Here is an 18,472-nt window from a genome sequence, read left to right as displayed (position 1 = left end):
AGGAGTGCATGGAATTGAAGATGGATCAAAACCCCAACAATTCTGACATAATGTACATTATCGGCTTTAGCTTCGTGTGCGAGAGATCCGCTAGTAATGCAAATGCTGATATCTCCGCTAAAATAGAGTGCTAGCTTCAATGACCTTAAGGAGATCACCATGGCAGATCGCGCGCTCCGAGGAATGCAGATCGGCGCAAAGTCTATGGAGTCTGAAGACGGTGTCGTCTTTGCCGAACGCTACACCGTTTCGTACGTCTGCCCGAACGGTCACGAGTTCGAGGTTCCTCTTGCTAGCGAAGCAACTCCGCCAGCAACTTGGGAATGCCGTTGCGGTAGTTCTGCTGAACTGATTGGCGATGCGCCAGAAGATGAAGAAACAAAGCCCGCCAAGGCTGTTCGCACCCACTGGGATATGCTTCGCGAGCGCCGCAGTCTTGAAGAACTTGAAGTTGTCCTTAACGAACAGCTCACCGCATACCGCGAAGGGCGCCTTCAGCCCGAAGGTCACTATCGTAAGGGCTGACACCCCTGGGCTTGGCTTGCTCAACTCAATAAAGCCTCCAGATACTCCTGACTTCCTGAGCGAAGCGAGGAGTATCTGACATAATAATACCCTCTATCGAACGTTTCACGCACAATTTAAAGCATATTTATGCAGGTCAGATCCTATTTTGACGCCTTAGAGAGTTCCAGTTCACCACAGCCTGAATCGACGCATAGAGCAAGGCAAAAACGCCGTACACACCCGTTGCTCCCATAACCATCTGAGCGGGCAACTCCCCCAACTCAGCAGTCTTCGTCATCGACGTCCTCAGAGGCACCGAGTCAGCAAGCCACGCAGCACTGTGAGGATCGGTTGTCGCCTTCATACGACCATCCGGCAAAATCACTGACGACATTCCGGTAGTCGACGCTTGGATCGCTGAACGCGAATACTCCATTGCTCTCAAACGCAGAAGCTGATTCTGCTGGGCAGACTCCGATGAAGATTGGAAATGATAGTTATTCGACGGAGTGACAATGAGCTGTCCACCTGCCATAACACCAGGACCAATCACCGCCGGGTAAGCGGATTCAAAACAAATCCCTACAGCGATCGGAATCGTCCGCGAATCATGGAGATGAACATTCATTAATGCAAGATTATCAGCGGCAGCCATGTCCATATTGATCTGAGCAGCCTGGGTAGCAAGCTTCGAAATCAGCGAACGGAAAGGAATGAATTCTCCAAAAGGAACAGGCTTTTGCTTAGCATAGAGGCTTTCTTCATCGAGTCCCTCGGACTCGTACCAGACGCCCAACCAATTCCAACGCTTGTCATCTTTAACGTTCGCGAAACCGAAGAGCAACGGCGCATGAGCCAACGTGGCCGAAGAATCAACAAGCTGGGCAACCAAACCGGATTCTCTCGGGTCACGATCGGCGCCGGTTTCTCCCCAGATCAGCAGATCGACAGGATCAGACTGAGCCACAAGCTCCTGAGTCATCGCAGAATTGTTCGTTGTGACCTTACCTTCGATACCAAAGGTGTGTGCTCCCGGTAGTTCAACGTCTCCCTGAACAACTCCCACACGAATCGTGCCTGCCTCTTGCGACAAAGGAAGCGGAATCATCCACGCGGCAAAAAATACGCCGAGACTTCCAACAAGCAGAGCCGGCCTCGTGAACCAATGCTCATCGCCCAAATCTGAGCGGAAATAGAACACTCTCCGAAGCGCAACTGCGAGGGCAACGCTCACAAATGACACCACCACTTCCCCACCCCACGGGGCAAGGTGACCAAGTGGTGAATCAACCTGTGGCATCGCGACATTTCCCCACGGAAAACCAGTCCAGGGATAGTGACTACGAAGCTGCTCGACACCCACCCACGTCAATGCATAGACAAAAGGCTGTCCCAACGGAGAATTCACCACTGGAATCGACTGTGACAGACGCGCGATCACTGCCCACAGGCACAACGCAATCACCTGAGTCGTAGCAAGAGCGGCCCACGGTACATATCCTCCGGTCGCCAGCGTCACCCAGTGAATCAGAGGAAGCCACCAGGAAAAACCAAAAACAACGGTGTTCAGCAGTCCGCGTGAAAGAGTCGAATGATCCACACGTGAAAAATAGAGAGCAAGAGACGGAAAGATCAGCCACCATAACGACAGGGACGGGAAGGCTGCCCACATTCCCACGCCTGCAAGGGCGCTGAGAAAAACATCAACAATCAAAGAAGTATTTTTCATAACACCGACCACGCTACTACGCCGTGAACAAGTTGGTGTCGGGCACGCTTCGCCTGCGACGCCATCGCTTCGTCAGTGTCATGACGCAGCTGATCCAACAGATCCATGACCTGACGAATCCAACGAACGAAGTCGCCACCGAGCATCTCTTCGCCATCGAGCGAGGTTCCCAACGATGCCCCATGAGCCCACGCCAGACACGCTTCCATCATTCCCGAATCAGGCTCAGTTGTCGGTTCAAGTCCGGCTCGCTTCTCAACCTCTGCGACCTTCGCACTTGCTTGAAATGTTGCCTTGAGTGCGCGCGTCAAATTCTTTGAAAGACCAACCGGGAGTGCAGGACGCGCACCATCTTCACGACGCGACTCAAACACACACGTCGACACGATCGCAGCCAATTCCGCGTCATCCAATCCGCTCCACGCTCCGCTTCGCAAACACTCCATGACGATGATGTCGCGCTCGCCAAAGATATGACGTAGACGTTCACCCTGGTCGGTCACAGTATCGCCGTCAAGAAAGCCTAGTTCCTCCAAAACCTGGCATACTCGGTCGAACTTATGGGCAACGGAATGTGTTCGAGAGTCAATGCGTTCGTTCACCTTGCGCAACTCGCGATTAATTCGGGCCCACTGATGCCCTGCACGCGCATGGTGTTCACGTTCAGGACACTGATGAACAGGATGAGCCTTCAGTTGCTTCTCGATCTGGGCGCTCTTGGTCGCATCAAAGTCCGGCGTATCAAGCGGAATCTCAATAGATTTCACCCGAATACGGCGCTTGAGTTCATCAGCGATTTTCATTCGTTCTTTATTCCGACGCACCGCAGATCCGCCGGCAATCTTCATCGACCCCACAACAGCGAAAGAAGATGAGACATCTTTAGCTGACAGCGAATGGAACTTCCCATCCGTGCCAATCAACGTTGTAGAAACGTGCCCGATAGCCGTGTCGGAATGGAACGCAACCACCGCGTACAGGCTACGACGACCAGATCCATAACGAATGATTGTTCCTGGCTGACAGGTCGCCAACGCCACACGATTTGCACTGCGTTTTTCGGCAGCCCTCAGCTTAGATTCGGACTTCTGGGCAAGAACAAGATCGTCACGAAGCGCAAAATACTCGCGCGCATCTCCGCGATCACATTCCATATCCTGCTCGAACTTGGCACGCTGGCGTGCGAGCGCACGGGCATGCTGTGCAAGTTCAACGACCCCGCCATCGGCTTGGAACTGAGCGAACGATGTTTCAAGCACATCACGCGTGGCAGCCCGCGACGAATGGTGAAGCAGGTTCACAACCATGTTGTAGGTCGGAGTGAAAGCACTGATCAGTGGGTATGTTCGTTTAGAGGCAAGAGCATTGACCTCTTCAGGAGTAACTTGGCCACGGTGAAGAACAATTGCATGTCCCTCGGTATCGATGCCACGCCTACCAGCACGACCCGACAATTGGGTGTACTCCCCCGGTGTCAGCTGAACGTGGGCAGCTCCATTCCATTTGCGCAACGACTCGATGACGACACTGCGAGCCGGCATATTGATGCCTAGAGCAAGCGTCTCAGTCGCATACACCATTTTGATCAAACCGCGCGTGAAGAGCTTTTCTACTGTCTCTTTCTGAATGGGAAGAAGACCCGCGTGATGCGCTGCGATTCCACGTTCTAGTGCCTCACCCCACGCATTAATCCCTAAGACATGACAGTCTTGTGCACCAACCTGAGTTTTTACCTCATCAACCGCTGTCGCAATCTGCTTCTGCTCTTCTTTATTGGTCAGCCAAATTCCCGCGCGAACAACCTGGGTGACAGCGTCTTCACACCCTGCCCGAGAAAAAACAAACGTGATCGTCGGTAATAGGCCAGCTCGATCCAGCTCAATCAAAGTCGACGGACGCGACTCGCGTGGAGGTCTGACACGAGCAGTTTCATGCCAATTCCTTCCACCTCGTCCCATTCTCCCAGGATTCGACGGACCGATAGCCGAACGTAGCTCCGGGTTGATTCGCGTTGATTCGCCCTTCTTCGATGGCGAATACAAGTCATAGAGATGTCGCCCGACCAACATGTGCTGATACAGCGGGACAGGACGATGCTCGGAAACAACAACCCGGCATCCTCCACGAACATGACCGATCCACGTACCGAATTCCTCAGCGTTCGAAACGGTTGCCGATAGAGCGACAATCTTTTGCTCAGCGGGAAGATGGATAATCACTTCTTCCCACACGGGGCCACGGAAGCGATCCGCTAGGTAGTGCACCTCGTCGAGCACAACCGAATCAAGATCCGATAGATCCGCGCCCGCATAAATCATGTTCCGAAGAACCTCAGTCGTCATCACAACGATTGGCGCGTGAGAGTTGATCGACGTATCACCGGTCAAAAGACCAACAGTGTCTTCACCGAAGCGACGACGTAGATCCGAAAACTTCTGATTAGATAACGCCTTAATCGGAGTTGTATAAAAGCTTCTTTTTCCCTTCTGGAGAGCAAGGTACGTCGCGAATTCACCCACAACCGTCTTACCAGCACCAGTTGGAGCAGCAACTAAGACTGACTGTCCAGCTTCGAGAGCATCCATCGCTTCGATCTGGAAATCATCAGCCTGAAAATCGAGGGTCTCGCACCATGCGTAACGCATGGTGCGTTGGATGTGCTGATCCTTCTTAAACGCCTGCATTCGCTGGGCCGGACTCAGCTGCTCAACAGGCTGTGGTTCCCCGGAAGCTTTGCTTGCCTGACGCCTTCTTTTTGGGCTCACAATGTCTCCACGCTGTCTAGAACCTCGTCCCATGATGCCTTCATCTGACGCGCAACTTCACCCGCTTGCACGAGCGAGTCCTGCGGGGCGGATTCAAGGGACTCTGAAATATCAATAAGCAACGTCAAAAACCACTGTCGGCTCCAGATCGGAATCAACAGTTCGGTCAATTTATCGTTGACTTGACGACTGATTACCTGCGGGTATTCGTCTGCTACCCAACGCCCATTGGGGCCAACAACCAGTTGTTGTGTCTCAAGTGGTTGTTGGTTGTCACGCAGTCTATTGGGTGACTTCCGCCGGGCATTCTTACGCGACATATTGATTTCGAGGTCGCTCATCCGGTCAACAGCGAACGTTCTCCACTCATCGTGGATCATGCACCAGCCAAGAAGCATCCAGCCGGTTCCTTCCAAATGAAGTTCACGAGGTTCCACTTCGCGACGCTGAGTCGCCCCATTCGCTGAGGTATAGGTGAACACAACCGGTCTGCGAAGCCCGATGGCACGGTCAAGAAGAGCAAAGGCATTCTGACACTGGTGATCCCGGTGATGAAGCAGAATCTGCTCATCACCACGCTCCCCAACCAGCTGGCCAATCTTGTCCAGAACGGCGGGAATACGCTCGACAAGGTCTCGGGAAAGAACACTCGACAGAGACTCAAGACCGATACGAATCGCCAACGCTTCGCTTGGAGTAAGGCCCGGTAGCTGATTGGCGTCAATATGCGACATCAGCTGGACAAGACCTGAGTCGTGAAGAAGATCAATATCAACCCAGAAACGACCGTCGAAATCGAACGTGTCATCATCAGCTACTGACAGGGTATTCAAATCGCGAAGCATCTTGTCTCGCGTTCCACCAAACTGGCGGACCACATCGTCGAGTGGCACAGGTTCGAAATATGCATTCGTTGCAAGCCAATCACGAATCGCGAGCAGGCGAACAAGCGCGTCAGTAGATCGTGCTCCCATCACTGAACTCCCCACGACGAGGCCCTGTCAATTCGGGCATAGATCTCATCCCTCAAATCGTGGGGAGCAAGAACAACAACATCTTCACCTTCGGTGAGAACGCGCGTCATCCACGTATGACGGGAAGCTCGCAGCCCGACGGCTTCGCACCAACCATCTGTTATCAGGCGCCCTGTCAGTTGGACGTAGGCGCGAATCGCAAGCGATGCGTCATCGCGAATTGCAAGAAGAGGCTCTATTTCTAGAAGAGTGAAGGGATCTGCCGGGATCTCGGGAAGCTCCAGTGCGTCGAAAGAGTCGCCAATAATTTCAATCTCGGAAGCAATCCGCGACAGCTTGAACAAACGCGGTGCGTACCTATCCATATCAAAACCCCATAAGTACATGGAGTTCGAGCGCATCACAAGCTTTCGGGGAGCAACGCTACGTCGGAACGAATCCGATTCAGACGTGTAGTCAAAGCTGACAAAGCGCCCATGCGTGATTGCTTCGCTCAGCGCACAAATCACATCGCTGTGATCAAGGCCGATATTCACGTGAGAAAAAGACGTTTCAGGCGGATCCATCGAAAGCGCTAGCTTTTTTAGTGCCGTCGTATTCGCGTCATCGTCCCACACTTTGATTGCCATCGAAATGAGCCGTGACTCGCTGGCATCAAAACGAACGTTCTCTCCTTGGAACTGAGCCGAAGCTTTCGGATCAATTTCATAAGTGAAATCAGGATTCGTTCCCCGCATTGTCAGTGCGATACCGATGGAGTGAAGAGTTTCTTTATCGTCTTGGAATTGGCCCTCGAAGTTATCGTGAGTCAGTCCTTGATACTGAAGAACCTGTTCCTGAATCTCCCGCTTAGACAGTGGGCGTCCAGAATGCCTCAGACAATTCAATAAGGCAAGCAACCGAGCATCGCGCGAGCTGTCATTTCCCATAGGCATAAGCCTACTGATGCTCGCGAGCAAAAGCCCTGTTCTAGAGACGAGAGGCACGCAATTCGGTGACGATAATTCCTCGGGCTCCAGCCTCGTGAAGCTGATCCATAATCGGATTCACTTGGTGTGCTTCCACCATCACGCGAACCGCTCGCCACGCAGAATCCTGCAATGGAGAAACAGTCGGAGAGTCAAAGCCAGGCGCAATAGCGATCGCCGCATCAAGAGCAGACTCGCGAACGTTGTAGTCAACAATCACATACTTGCGAGCAACCTGAACACCTTCGAGGCGCTTGACCAGCGTTGCCAGCGCCGGATCGTCAACGACATCGGGACGTGTGATCAGAACAGCTTCTGACTTCGCCAAAGGCTCACCAAACACCTCAAGGCCGGCAGCCTTCAGGGTTGAGCCGGTTTCGACGACGTCAGCAATCAGGTCAGCAACACCCAGGCGCACCGAGGACTCCACTGCCCCATCAAGGTGAACGACCTCAGCATCCACACCACGCTCATCAAGATATGACTTCACCAGATGGTCATATGACGCAGCAACGCGCTTACCGTTGATCTGTTCAATCGAGGTAATCGTGCCGGTAGGAGCTGCAAAACGGAACGTTGAACGAGCAAAACCCAACGGGAAATGCTCGATTGCTTGAGTCTGAGAGTCAAGCAGCAGATCGCGACCGGTGATACCCGCTTGAATGGAGCCTCGTCCCACATAGACCGCGATGTCTCGCGGACGCAGGAAGAAGAGTTCGACATCATTCAGGGTGTCGGTAAGAACAAGCTCACGACCGTGGCGACGAGTGTTGTAGCCAGCCTCAGAAAGCAGACGAACAGCAGGGTCAGACAGTGAGCCCTTATTGGGCACAGCAATGCGAAGCATGGAGATCCTTCAACGAAAATGCTTAGAGTTTCTTGTAAATGTCGTCGAGGGTCAGGCCCTTGGCAATCATCATGACCTGCGCATGGTAGAAGAGCTGCGAGATCTCAAGAGCGAGATCGTCAAGAGTCTCGTATTCGGCAGCCATCCACACTTCGCCGGCTTCTTCGATGATCTTCTTTCCGATCGCATGGATGCCCTTGTCCAGTTCAGCAACAGTCCCAGAACCCTCGGGGCGGGTCTGAGCCTTTTCGGACAGTTCGGCAAAGAGATCTTCAAAAGTAGCCATGGCCTGACTTTACGACGCCTCGGACAACAAATGAAACCCTATCCGCCTAGCGGACAGCCTTATTCATTCACATACTCGTTAGTAGCAGCCAAAGAAGCATCGGGCTTCTGAGAGACGACACCCGGCACAGAGCCCAAGAACTCTGCCATCATCTCCCAGCGATCAAGATCCTGCCTCGCCACAGCCGGGCCGCCAGCGTTCATCATCAGAGGAATTGTCGCCTGAAGCACTGCCATCGCATTAGACTTCGAGGTCTCGTCGCTGAGAGTCTCATCCCACGCCATCGTGACGTCAAGGGCATGGTCGGGATCATCAATCACCGAGTTAATACCAGCAGTTGTTGCGCTGACAACCGCTGACGCACGTTCAGGGTTTGCCTCAGCCCACTGACGGGTCGTGATGATCGACGCCGCGACAAGAGGCGTCTGCGATTCCAAACTAATGGCCCTGACATCCATGCCCGACTGGAGCATCTGAACCAGGTCATTATTCGCAAAACCGAGGACAGCATCCACTTCACCTTGAGCAAGAGCAGCTCGTTGCGTGTAGCCAATCGACGCAATCTCGACATCCTTCTCGCTCAAGCCACCCTGTAAGATAGCCGAGAGGGTCGCATACCAGTTCGACCCATACTCACCGGGAATACCGATGCTGTGTCCTTTAAGGTCCGACAGAGTGTGGATCTCAGAATCCGCTGGAACAATCACAACGCCGGGGTACTGACGGTAATAGGTACCAATCGACACCAGATCCATCCCGGAATCACGCGCCACCATTGCCTCGTCACCCGAAGCAATCACAACGTCTTCTTCACCGGAAATGAGGGCCGTAAACAGTCCCTCATCGGAACCGTGGTGACGAATCGTCACATCCACCCCAGCATTCGAATACAAGCTGTCATCATGGGCGACATACACGGGAGAGAACTGCACGTTCGGAATATAAGTGAGACCAACGGTCACTGCGTGTGACGCCGACGCACCAGACTCAGCGGTCGAAGGATCGGGAGCACATGCTCCCACACATGTAACGCCGAATAGGGCGAAAGCCACGATAGATGCGCGAAGACGAACAGACATGAGGAACCACTTTCATTGCGAGATCATGTAACGATGCGAGCGCTCAATGCGATACACGAGGATGTATATCGCTGTTGCCATCACACACAAGAGTCCAATCGTGACGAACATTCCTGCCGTATCAACGTTTGAACGTGCCTGTGTAAGAACCTGCCCCAAGCCATTGCCACCCATCACCATTTCGCCAACAACTGCGCCAGTCACCGAAAGAGTAAAACCGTTTCGGACACCGCCAAGGACCGCGGGGGCCGCAAGAGGAAGCTCCATCGAAATCACCATCGTTAAGCCCGACGCTCCATCCACCTGGGCGGCCTCGAGAATCTCAGAATCGAGATGTCGTAGACCCACCACCGTAGAGACGAGAATCGGGAAGAAAACGAGAAGCGCACAGAGTGCAGTGATCGACCAAAAACCGTAGCCGATCCACAAGACAAGAAGTGGTGCGAGAGCAATAGCAGGAAGCGCCTGCGTAGCTCCAAGGAAGGGTTCGACCGCAGCACTGACAAGTGGCGAACGATAGATGAGATACGCCAGCGGCAGTGCGACAAGGGCGCCAAGAACGGACCCCGCAATCGCCTCCCCCGACGTCACAAGCGTTTTATTCCAGAACGACGACCCTGTTGCAAGCGTCAATGCACGCTGCCACGTTTGTGCAGGTGACGGTAGACGCCACGACTCGATGCCCGAAAAGGATACGGTCACCCACCACATTCCAAGTAGGAAGAGCAGGAAGACGACAGGTGCAATGAGCGTCACCGTACGCGAAGCGCGTTTGCGATGTGCCACGACCCTAGCCTTTCTGGCATCCGGGTGCGTCGCGAGGCAAGCAACACGGCACAGAACGTCCGTCTGCTTGACGCGCTCCTCCCATCCGGACTTTCACCGTCGGTATCGGAATTACACCGATTCAGCCACCTGATAGCAGGCGGGTCGCGGACTTTCACCGCCGGCTCGGACTTTCACCGACCCCGGAGCTTCCTCAATCATGCCACGAACGCGTCCAAAGCGCGAAAATAAAAACCGGTGTGTGGTCTTACAAATTACGACCACACACCGGTTGGAAGCTCAACAAATCAGTGGCAGTGATGCAATGCGAGCTCGCGGAGTGCTGCGACCTCTGCATACGCGTCTTCTGCACGGAACACGGCAGAACCGGCAACAAAGTTGTCTGCGCCCGCTTCAGCTGCCAGTTCGATGGTCTGACGAGAAACACCACCGTCAACCTGAATCGAAACCTCAAGACCAGAAGCATTGATCGCTTCGCGGGTACGGCGGATCTTCGGGATCATCGAGTCAATAAACGACTGACCACCAAAACCAGGTTCCACAGTCATCACGAGGATCATGTCGAAATCCGACAGAATGTCCACGAACGGAGCGATATCGGTTGCGGGACGAAGCGCCAGACCGACCTTTGAACCGATGCGGTGGAGCTCGCGTGCAAGGCGGAGCGGAGCTGCCGCAGCTTCAGCGTGGAACGTGACTGAATGACAACCAGCTTCCGCATATGCGGGCGCCCAACGATCAGGGTCTTCGATCATCAGGTGTGCATCAACAGGAAGGATCTTCGATGCGATGACGGACTCGACAACGGGCAGGCCCCACGACAAGTTCGGAACAAAATGGTTGTCCATCACGTCAACGTGAGCAACGTCCGCGCTGGAAATCTTCGTGAGTTCGCCGCGCAGATCGCCGATATCGCAGTTAAGAATCGAAGGAGAAATAGTTGGTTTCATGATCCCTATGATACGTGGTGATTAGCGCGCTGATGTGGGCTTTTCGACCTTTTTCATCGCTGCAATAAACATCAAATCCGTACCGTTACGGTGTTCCCACAGTTGGAGGGTGCGACCGGGGTATTTCTTGATACGACCAGCAGCGTCAGGGACGTTGAGAGACTCCGGTGCAAGTGCTTCGCCAAGTGCAACTGTATCGAGAAGCTCTACTTTCCCAGTTTTCAGTAGCTTCTCCACCTGAGCAAGCGTTTCGTCGACGTGCGGAGAGCAGGTGATATACGTCAGGATTCCGCCTTCGCGAACAAGTTCGAGACCGCGTGCCAACAGTTCCGCCTGCAAATCGACGAGGCCGCCAACATCTGCTTGCGTGCGCCTCCATCGTGATTCGGGGCGGCGCCTCATTGACCCCATGCCTGAGCAGGGAGCATCGATCACAACTCGGTCGAAGCTTCCAAGAGGCCACTGGCTCTTGCCCCCGCCGAAGGTACGACCATCGGACGAGACGACCTCAACGCTGTCAAGCTGGCGACACGCGCGTTCTACGAGGCGAGCACGGTGAGGATGGACCTCGTTTGCAATCAGTGTGGCTCCTTGAAGAGCGCCGATCGATGCGAGCATCGATGCTTTGCCACCCGGTCCTGCGCACAGGTCGAGCCAGCACTCGTCTTTGCCTTCAATCGGGGCAGTAGCAGCGATCATTGCGCCAAGCTGGGATCCTTCGTCTTGGACACCGGCGCGCCCTGAGCGGATCGAATCGAGACTACCCGGATCACCGTGTTCGAGAAGAACCGCGCAATCACTGACATCGCCTGGGGCGACGCGAGTTCCCAACACTGATTCAGCTTCATCAGCCAGATCGATTGCTTCGATCAGACCTGGGCGCGCAACGAGGGTCACCAGCGGAGGCTGGTTGTCGCCGGCTAGCAGGTCATCTAATTCGCTAGCCTCGAAGCCATGGCTAATGAGGGCGTCTTCGAAGGCATCGACCATCCAGAGCGGATGCGAAAACTCAATGGAACGACGTTCGTTCGGGTCGCTGATCTGGGCGATTGCATCTTCGATTGCTCCAGGAGCTTCACGAGTGATTGAACGCAAAACCGCATTCACCATTCGCGTTGGCCCCTCGGTCAGGTAGTGGCGAGCGAGATCAACGGTGGAAGCAACTGCCGCATGGTCGGCAACGCGCATATTCAGAAGCTGATGGGCTCCCAGGCGCAGGAGGACTCGAACGGGGGTATCGACCTTATCGATGGGCCTGGTCAGATAGCGTCCCAAAACCCAGTCGAGACGTCCCTGGGCTCGCAGGCTTCCATTGACAAGTTCGGAGGTAAAAGCAGCGTCGCGCGAGTCCAGGCGCTCATGTGAACGCGCGTCACGCAACGCCTTCGTTAGCGCGATGTTGGCAAAGGCATCTTCAGTTTCAACTGCCATGAGCACGTCAAAAGCAATGCGCCTAGGCGTATCGACATCCTGAAGTTTGCGATATCCATCGGAGTAACGACGGGTTGCCATCAGTTTTCCTCCATCGTGCCAAGCACTGCGTCTTCTGAAAGCCGGGCTCCCCTAGCCCATGCGGCAGCGTCCATCCAGCCTTTACCTGCCGGAGCTACCTGTCCAAGGCGAACGATTCCGTCCTGGCAGCCGACTTCAACGCTCTTCTTCGTTACTCGAATATGACCGGGTTCAAGATCATCGCCCTCTACGACTGTTACCGCGGCTAGTTTCAATCGCTTTGAGTCTGGAAGAAGCGTCCACGCGCCCGGGTTGGGGCTAAGACCAAGAATCTGCCGGTCAGTTGCCTGAGCAGACGAACGAAAATCAACGAACCCGTCGCTGGAGCTCAGTTGACGTGCGTGGCTTGCCCGCGGATCATCTTCGTTTTGAGGCACAGCTTGTGCGGTTCCATTCGCAATCGAGTCAACCACATCCACAACTTGTGGAGCGCCGAGAATTGCCATGCGTTCAAGTAATTCGCCCGCTGTTTCATGCGTGATGTCGACCGGAATCGAGGAATAAACAGGCCCGGTATCAAGACCTTTTTCAAGTTGGAAAACACTGGAAGCCGTAGTGGTATCCCCGCTGATCAGTGCCCATTGAACGGGAGCAGCCCCGCGCCACCGCGGAAGAGACGAGAAGTGGAGATTGATCCACCCATGAGTAGGCATGTCCAGAACGGAGCAAGGAATGAGTGCGCCGTATGCGACAACGACACCAAGATCGGGGCGTAGTGACTCGACTTGGTTGCATACCTTAGGGTCTTTAAACGAAGACGCTTCAATCACAGGTAGGCCGTGTTCACGTGCGAACTGCGCAACTGGACTGGGGTGTAGCGTGCGCCCACGACCCACTCTGGCAGGTGGACGGGTAATGACACCGACGACCTCATGAGTAGACTCGACAAGACGCTCAAGCGTCGGGATAGCGGGAGCTGGAGTTCCAGCGAAAACAATACGCACGAGGATCAGTCTAACGAACGAAAGGAATCGCTTTAGAAAAGCTCTGGCGGATTGACCGTGATCTTCACGGTAGGAAGCTTGTGGGCACTGCGATATTGCAGGAGCTTCTTCAGTGTGACTAACACTTCGGGAAGCTGGTCACGTTCAACGCTGACCAAGGAGCGCACAATAGGTAACGTCCCTTCCTTCACCGCCTGATACGTGTACTCACCCAGGAGTTCGCCACCGGAGGACTCGGCAACTCCGAGAGAGTCTTTGCGTTGTCCGTCGATCGCGATCACGGTTTTTGCAGGGAAGAATCCGTTGGCTTTGCGGTCTTCAAGCAGATCGTGAGCAAATGAAACAGGGTTATAGCGAATAAGAGCCTGTGCCATGGAAGGCGTGATACCACCACAAATGAGGGCACTTGCTTCGGGGCGAGCGAGTGCCAACGCGTTGAACCACCGGCGCATTGCTTCTTGAGGGGCCCATAGTTCTGGTCGACCAGCAATCGCTTGGGCATCCAAGATCACCACAGCGTGATACCCACCTTCAGCCAGCGGTTCACTACCGGGGGTTGCGACGACAACCTGTGGTTTATGACTGATCGTGCGGGTCAACGCATTGCTTGATGATGAAACCAAGACTGACGCCGTCGGCATTGCGCGGGCGAGTTCTTCTCCCGTTCGTTCAGAGCCGATGCGTGCGTGTCGTAACCGCGTTCCTGCGCACGTTGGGCACTGCCATCCCGACGTGGGTCGGTGACACCATGAACACGAAATGGTGTCCTGGTCTGATTTCTCTAGTGGCCCGTGACAATGATGGCAACGCGCAACACTCCTGCATTGGGAGCATGAAACAACAGGAACATATCCAGCATGAGCGACCTGAACTAACACTGGGCCGGTGGCAAGACCCGTGCGGATAGTGGCAAGAGCAGCTGAGGGAATGCGCATTGCTCCACTGGGGCCTTCCCTCTCGATGTAGGCATCATCAACAACGCGGACGGTTGGGACAAGTGCGCGTTTCTTTGAACCATCTTCCATTAAGGAAACGGCCCAACCGGATTCAACAAGTGCTTGTGCTTTAACAGAACGCGAGAAAGAGGCGATAAGAAGCGAACAGTGTTCTTCGGCGCATCGTGCCATTGCAATGTCGAGTGCATCCGCACGCGGTGCTCGCTGTTCGACAAGACGGTCATCGCTGTCATCCCAAATGACAATGAGACCGAGATTCTTCAACGGCGTCCAGATACTTGAACGAGTACCGACGACGATGCCAAGTTCACCTGCCATCGCTTGGAGGTGCGTCAGATATCGGTCTTCCGCGGATGTCTGCGTTGTCATCAGTGCAGCTGGAACCCCAAGGCGGGTCTGGATCAGCCTATACAGCTGCGATGCCTGCCAGTGTGTGGGCGCGACGATGATGGCTCCACGGTGTGCGGCGGCGTTGGCCTGAATACAGTCCACGAGGCGCTCATCACGCGTTGGCCCCAAAGCTGTCCAGACGCTGCGGACTGGATCACCATGAGACAGGTGAGCAAGAAGCGTACATCCCACGGGATTGTCGTGCCAGGCTCCCCCATCTGCATCAGTGTCTACATTCCACTCAAGCTGTTGGCTTTCGTCCTGTGCTAAGAATGATTTTTCGGCACCCACATGACGCTGTGGAAGTGCAAGCGAGAGTGCTTGTGAGAGCGTTGCTACCTGGCGGTCTGCGATCTTCCGAGCCACTTTCGCAATCGAAGGCGAAAGGACGGGCAGGCGCGAGATAACTTTATCGATCGGACTTAAACGATGTTCGGGGACCTCGGTTCTGACGCTGAGGACCCAACCGGTGACGCTTCTTCCGGCAAGATGAACCTTTACGGCAACGCCTGGAACAACCGAATCGGCGAGCTCTGGAACGATTGCATAGTCCAGCGGGCGATCAAGGTGTGGGACATCAACATCCACGCACACGCTGGCAATAGCCTGCGCGGTGGCGACCTGCTCTAAGCCAAAAAGAACGTCGCTGTTACCTTGAATAACCATGGCTCTATTGCACCATGAGCCATGGAGGAATTGAACTGCACATCGGTTAGCCGAGCAGAGCTACCCCGTACCTGGCTACGACCATCGCGATCAGGATGAACAGCAACAATCCCCAGAACGACCAGTCATACCCCAAGGTCACACTGCGTTTCAACCACGCAGGCGCCGGAAGAACACCTTCGCGGATATTAATCCGTGTCAAGCCCGCAAAGACAAGGGTTGTTGTCACGGTGATCGCCAAACACCACGGGCAAAGCACGTGGATCACGAAAAAAGACTGGCTGAAAAGCCAGTACGCGAAGAACAATGCGATTGTGTACAGCACATTGGCACACGCCATGTACCAGCGGGAAAACTTCACTCCGCTAAACAAAGCGACCGAAATGGCAAGAACTACCGCTTCGAAAAAGATTCCTAGGAATGCGTTCGGGAACCCCAGGATACGAGCTTGAGGCGTCTGCGCCACCGTGGAACATGACAGGACCGATGAAACATCACAAGCGAATGTCTTCGCTGAATCGGCAGCTAACTGCCATGCTTCAATCGAAAGGACGAAAGAAGCGTAAAGCCCAATCAGCCCAGAAATGATCATCTCTACTGTTGTTCGTCGTCGCCATTTCAAGTCAAATGACGAATCGGTGGAGGCGGCCTCGTCAATCAGAACAGAGGGAGCGGTCATCAGCTCACACTCAACAATTCGTCGACGCGGTTCGTTTCTTCCCACGGGAAGCCCGGACGACCAAAATGGCCGTAGGAAGATGTGGCAGCGTAAATCGGGCGTAGCAGATCCAGGTCAGCGATAATGCCGGCCGGACGCAAGTCAAAAACAGTCTCAATGGCGCGTGCAATCTGCTGGTCACTCACATTTCCGGTACCAAATGTTTCAACATAGAGACCGACAGGATGAGCGCGGCCAATCGCGTAGGCAAGCTGAATCTCGCATTTGGAAGCAAGACCGGCTGCAACTACATTCTTCGCCGCCCAGCGCGCAGCGTACGTGGCGCTACGGTCAACCTTCGATGGGTCCTTACCGGAGAACGCTCCACCACCGTGACGTGCCATACCACCGTAGGTGTCAACTATAATCTTTCGCCCGGTTACGCCTGCATCGCCGGCGGGGCCACCGATGACGAAGCGTCCGGAGGGATTGACGAGGATCTTCATATCGGCCGTGTCGAGATCGAGGCCGTCGTCGCGAAGAACCGGGTCAATCACGTGTGCCACAATCAGGTCGCGCAAATCGGATTGGTTCAGAGCCTCATCATGCTGAGTGGAAACGAGAACCGAATCAATACCAACAGGCTTGCCGTCCTCGTACGCCAATGTGACCTGAGTCTTTCCATCGGGACGCAGACCGGTGGCGATTTCGTTATGACGGACGTCAGCCAGGCGCTTCGACAGCTTGTGCGCCAGCCAAATCGGGGCAGGCATCAGATCGGGTGTATCAGCGCAGGCATAACCAAACATGATTCCCTGGTCGCCAGCGCCCTGACTATCACGGACATCACTTGCACTACCTTCACGCTCTTCAAGCGCGTGGTCCACTCCCCCGGCAATATCAGGGCTCTGCTGTCCAATCGAAATCGATACGCCACACGAGGCACCGTCAAAGCCCACTTGTGAAGAGTTGTAGCCAATTTTCAGAATCTCATCACGAACAATCTGAGGAATCTCAACGTAGGCCTCGGTTGTTACCTCACCGGCAACGTGCACGAGGCCCGTGGTCACCATAGTCTCGACCGCGACACGAGAATGCGGGTCTTTTTCTACAAGAGCATCAAGGATTGAATCCGAAATTCGGTCACAGACCTTATCCGGATGACCTTCGGTCACGGATTCTGACGTAAAGAGCTGTCGATTAGAAGTCACCCATCAATAGTAGCGAGTCTTTGAGCGATTGTTGTGATGAGAAAGTCCGCAACGCGAGCTTTTGAGCCAGAGACTTCACCGACAAGCTCGCCTTTCGAGTCGACGATCGTGACGTGGTTGTCGACGTCACCAAAACCGAACCCATCACCCACGCGGTTAATCGCGAGGAAGTCGGCGCCCTTACGGCGTGCCTTCTCTTTGCCATAGGCAAGTACGGTGTCTGCCTGACCTGTTTCAGCGGCGAATCCGACGAGCACCGTGGGCCTTGAATCGCTGTGGGCGACGGTGGCAAGAATATCCGTCGTACGTTCCAATTCAATGGTGGGAACGTCTGAAGAATCATCCGTCTTCTTGATCTTCGCATCAGCAACGCTGGTGGGACTAAAATCGGCGATTGCCGCGCACATCACCAGCGCGTCTGCGCCATCACACTGAGCCTGAACCGCGAGTTCAACATCGTGGGCCGTGGGTGCGAAGGAAACGCTAATCGAAGGTTCAAGATCGTCCAGCAGCGACTTTTCAACGTTCGATGCGATCAGGTGTACTGTCGCGCCCATTCGAGCTGATGAGCGAGCAATCTCGATGCCTTGGCGTCCCGACGAACGGTTGCCAATGAAGCGCACCGGATCCAGTGGTTCTTGAGTTCCGCCTGCGGTCACGACAATATGACGTCCAAAAAGCATCTGTTCGTTGGAAGAGAACGAAGTCTGCGTTGATGCGAGAGTATCGAGGCACACACGAGCAATTTCTTCAGGTTCGGGGAGCCTACCAACTCCATGATCCCCGGAGCCAAGCGCACCGGACGCGGGGTCGATGATAGTTATTCCACGCTGGCGCAGAACGGCAACGTTATCTTGAGTGGCAGCGTTATCCCACATTGCCGTGTGCATTGCCGGGCTCAGAACAAGTGGGCAACGAGATGCCAAGACGGTGGTCGTCAAAAGATCATTCGCAAAGCCAGCGCGAATGCGTGCCATCACATCCGCGGTAGCAGGGGCGATAACAATCAAATCAGCGATACGAGCAAGCTCCACATGATCAGAGCCTGGGTGATCGGTGAGCCCGGTGTGAACCGGGTGACCAGTCAGGCCCTCCCACGTTGCTTTTCCAACGAACTCTAAAGAGGCAGGTGTTGGAACAACACGAACATCGCATCCGGCGCGAATCAGCTCACGTACAAGAATCGCCGCCTTGTAGGCGGCGATTCCAGCGCTGACCCCGACGATCACCGTGGGGCGCATACG

At 54.6% G+C, this 18,472-nt stretch carries 16 protein-coding genes and 1 riboswitch; of the genes, 1 reads left to right on the top strand and 15 read right to left on the bottom strand.

Annotated features, from left to right (window positions below):
- The first annotated feature begins 159 nt into the window (after window positions 1-159).
- Entirely contained in the window at window positions 160-525 is a 366-nt protein-coding gene (locus tag G5S47_RS03730) for an RNA polymerase-binding protein RbpA (protein ID WP_006681016.1), read from the top strand.
- 136 nt (window positions 526-661) lie between these two features.
- Here the strand turns inward: G5S47_RS03730 and lnt are convergent, their stop codons facing one another.
- From lnt to coaBC, 15 genes are all read right to left on the bottom strand, one after another.
- A complete protein-coding gene (gene lnt / locus G5S47_RS03725) occupies window positions 662-2,236 on the bottom strand; it encodes an apolipoprotein N-acyltransferase (RefSeq protein ID WP_219585827.1) in 1,575 nt (524 codons plus the stop codon).
- On the bottom strand, window positions 2,233-5,001 hold the full coding sequence (locus G5S47_RS03720) for a DEAD/DEAH box helicase (RefSeq protein WP_103633745.1): 2,769 nt from the start codon (window positions 4,999-5,001) through the stop codon (window positions 2,233-2,235). The genes lnt and G5S47_RS03720 overlap by 4 nt, the downstream gene beginning before the upstream one ends.
- Window positions 4,998-5,975, bottom strand: a complete 978-nt coding sequence (locus G5S47_RS03715) for a helix-turn-helix transcriptional regulator (protein WP_103633744.1) — start codon at window positions 5,973-5,975, stop codon at window positions 4,998-5,000. Before G5S47_RS03715 ends, G5S47_RS03720 begins: the two co-directional genes overlap by 4 nt.
- The gene (locus G5S47_RS03710) at window positions 5,975-6,904 is read right to left on the bottom strand and encodes a helix-turn-helix transcriptional regulator (protein WP_181002195.1); all 930 of its coding nucleotides are present in this window, start codon (window positions 6,902-6,904) and stop codon (window positions 5,975-5,977) included. The genes G5S47_RS03715 and G5S47_RS03710 overlap by 1 nt, the downstream gene beginning before the upstream one ends.
- A 40-nt stretch (window positions 6,905-6,944) precedes the next feature.
- Window positions 6,945-7,790, bottom strand: a complete 846-nt coding sequence (gene hisG, locus G5S47_RS03705) for an ATP phosphoribosyltransferase (protein ID WP_006681011.1) — start codon at window positions 7,788-7,790, stop codon at window positions 6,945-6,947.
- A gap of 22 nt (window positions 7,791-7,812) precedes the next feature.
- The gene (locus tag G5S47_RS03700; protein WP_006681010.1) at window positions 7,813-8,076 is read right to left on the bottom strand and encodes a phosphoribosyl-ATP diphosphatase; all 264 of its coding nucleotides are present in this window, start codon (window positions 8,074-8,076) and stop codon (window positions 7,813-7,815) included.
- A gap of 59 nt (window positions 8,077-8,135) precedes the next feature.
- Window positions 8,136-9,155, bottom strand: a complete 1,020-nt coding sequence (locus G5S47_RS03695) for an ABC transporter substrate-binding protein (protein ID WP_219585826.1) — start codon at window positions 9,153-9,155, stop codon at window positions 8,136-8,138.
- A 12-nt stretch (window positions 9,156-9,167) separates the two neighbouring features.
- Window positions 9,168-9,941 carry an ABC transporter permease gene (locus G5S47_RS03690; RefSeq protein WP_103633763.1) on the bottom strand — a complete coding sequence of 258 codons (774 nt, stop codon included), beginning with the start codon at window positions 9,939-9,941 and terminating at the stop codon, window positions 9,168-9,170.
- Between the two features lie 69 nt (window positions 9,942-10,010).
- A riboswitch (FMN riboswitch) is annotated at window positions 10,011-10,135 on the bottom strand.
- 93 nt (window positions 10,136-10,228) lie between these two features.
- Window positions 10,229-10,891, bottom strand: coding sequence for a ribulose-phosphate 3-epimerase (gene rpe, locus G5S47_RS03685; protein WP_103633741.1), 663 nt, complete (start codon window positions 10,889-10,891; stop codon window positions 10,229-10,231).
- 21 nt (window positions 10,892-10,912) lie between these two features.
- Window positions 10,913-12,403 (bottom strand): transcription antitermination factor NusB, encoded by a 1,491-nt coding sequence (locus tag G5S47_RS03680; protein WP_103633740.1) that lies wholly within the window; start codon window positions 12,401-12,403, stop codon window positions 10,913-10,915.
- Entirely contained in the window at window positions 12,403-13,347 is a 945-nt protein-coding gene (gene fmt, locus G5S47_RS03675) for a methionyl-tRNA formyltransferase (RefSeq protein WP_103633739.1), read from the bottom strand. Before fmt ends, G5S47_RS03680 begins: the two co-directional genes overlap by 1 nt.
- A gap of 32 nt (window positions 13,348-13,379) precedes the next feature.
- Window positions 13,380-15,359, bottom strand: coding sequence for a primosomal protein N' family DNA-binding protein (locus G5S47_RS03670; RefSeq protein WP_103633738.1), 1,980 nt, complete (start codon window positions 15,357-15,359; stop codon window positions 13,380-13,382).
- 46 nt (window positions 15,360-15,405) lie between these two features.
- Window positions 15,406-15,951 (bottom strand): vitamin K epoxide reductase family protein, encoded by a 546-nt coding sequence (locus G5S47_RS03665; RefSeq protein WP_243440785.1) that lies wholly within the window; start codon window positions 15,949-15,951, stop codon window positions 15,406-15,408.
- A gap of 86 nt (window positions 15,952-16,037) precedes the next feature.
- Window positions 16,038-17,228 carry a methionine adenosyltransferase gene (gene metK, locus G5S47_RS03660; protein WP_006681002.1) on the bottom strand — a complete coding sequence of 397 codons (1,191 nt, stop codon included), beginning with the start codon at window positions 17,226-17,228 and terminating at the stop codon, window positions 16,038-16,040.
- Window positions 17,225-18,469 (bottom strand): bifunctional phosphopantothenoylcysteine decarboxylase/phosphopantothenate--cysteine ligase CoaBC, encoded by a 1,245-nt coding sequence (coaBC, locus tag G5S47_RS03655; protein ID WP_006681001.1) that lies wholly within the window; start codon window positions 18,467-18,469, stop codon window positions 17,225-17,227. The genes metK and coaBC overlap by 4 nt, the downstream gene beginning before the upstream one ends.
- Window positions 18,470-18,472: the final 3 nt, after the last annotated feature.

The organism is Schaalia turicensis (assembly GCF_019380255.1).
In the GTDB taxonomy this organism is placed as follows: Bacteria; Actinomycetota; Actinomycetes; order Actinomycetales; family Actinomycetaceae; genus Pauljensenia; species Pauljensenia turicensis_A.
Note: the sequence above shows the minus strand (reverse complement) of the source record. Positions and strands in the feature narration are given on the sequence as shown.

Coding starts and splice junctions, on each gene's coding strand:
- G5S47_RS03730 (WP_006681016.1), top strand. CDS start 160: ATGGCAGATCGCGCGCTCCGAGGAATGCAGATCGGCGCAAAGTCTATG.
- hisG (WP_006681011.1), bottom strand. CDS start 7,790: ATGCTTCGCATTGCTGTGCCCAATAAGGGCTCACTGTCTGACCCTGCT.
- G5S47_RS03710 (WP_181002195.1), bottom strand. CDS start 6,904: ATGGGAAATGACAGCTCGCGCGATGCTCGGTTGCTTGCCTTATTGAAT.
- G5S47_RS03715 (WP_103633744.1), bottom strand. CDS start 5,975: ATGGGAGCACGATCTACTGACGCGCTTGTTCGCCTGCTCGCGATTCGT.
- rpe (WP_103633741.1), bottom strand. CDS start 10,891: ATGAAACCAACTATTTCTCCTTCGATTCTTAACTGCGATATCGGCGAT.
- G5S47_RS03695 (WP_219585826.1), bottom strand. CDS start 9,155: ATGTCTGTTCGTCTTCGCGCATCTATCGTGGCTTTCGCCCTATTCGGC.
- G5S47_RS03700 (WP_006681010.1), bottom strand. CDS start 8,076: ATGGCTACTTTTGAAGATCTCTTTGCCGAACTGTCCGAAAAGGCTCAG.
- G5S47_RS03680 (WP_103633740.1), bottom strand. CDS start 12,403: ATGGCAACCCGTCGTTACTCCGATGGATATCGCAAACTTCAGGATGTC.
- G5S47_RS03665 (WP_243440785.1), bottom strand. CDS start 15,951: ATGATCATTTCTGGGCTGATTGGGCTTTACGCTTCTTTCGTCCTTTCG.
- lnt (WP_219585827.1), bottom strand. CDS start 2,236: ATGAAAAATACTTCTTTGATTGTTGATGTTTTTCTCAGCGCCCTTGCA.
- coaBC (WP_006681001.1), bottom strand. CDS start 18,469: ATGCGCCCCACGGTGATCGTCGGGGTCAGCGCTGGAATCGCCGCCTAC.
- G5S47_RS03670 (WP_103633738.1), bottom strand. CDS start 15,359: ATGGTTATTCAAGGTAACAGCGACGTTCTTTTTGGCTTAGAGCAGGTC.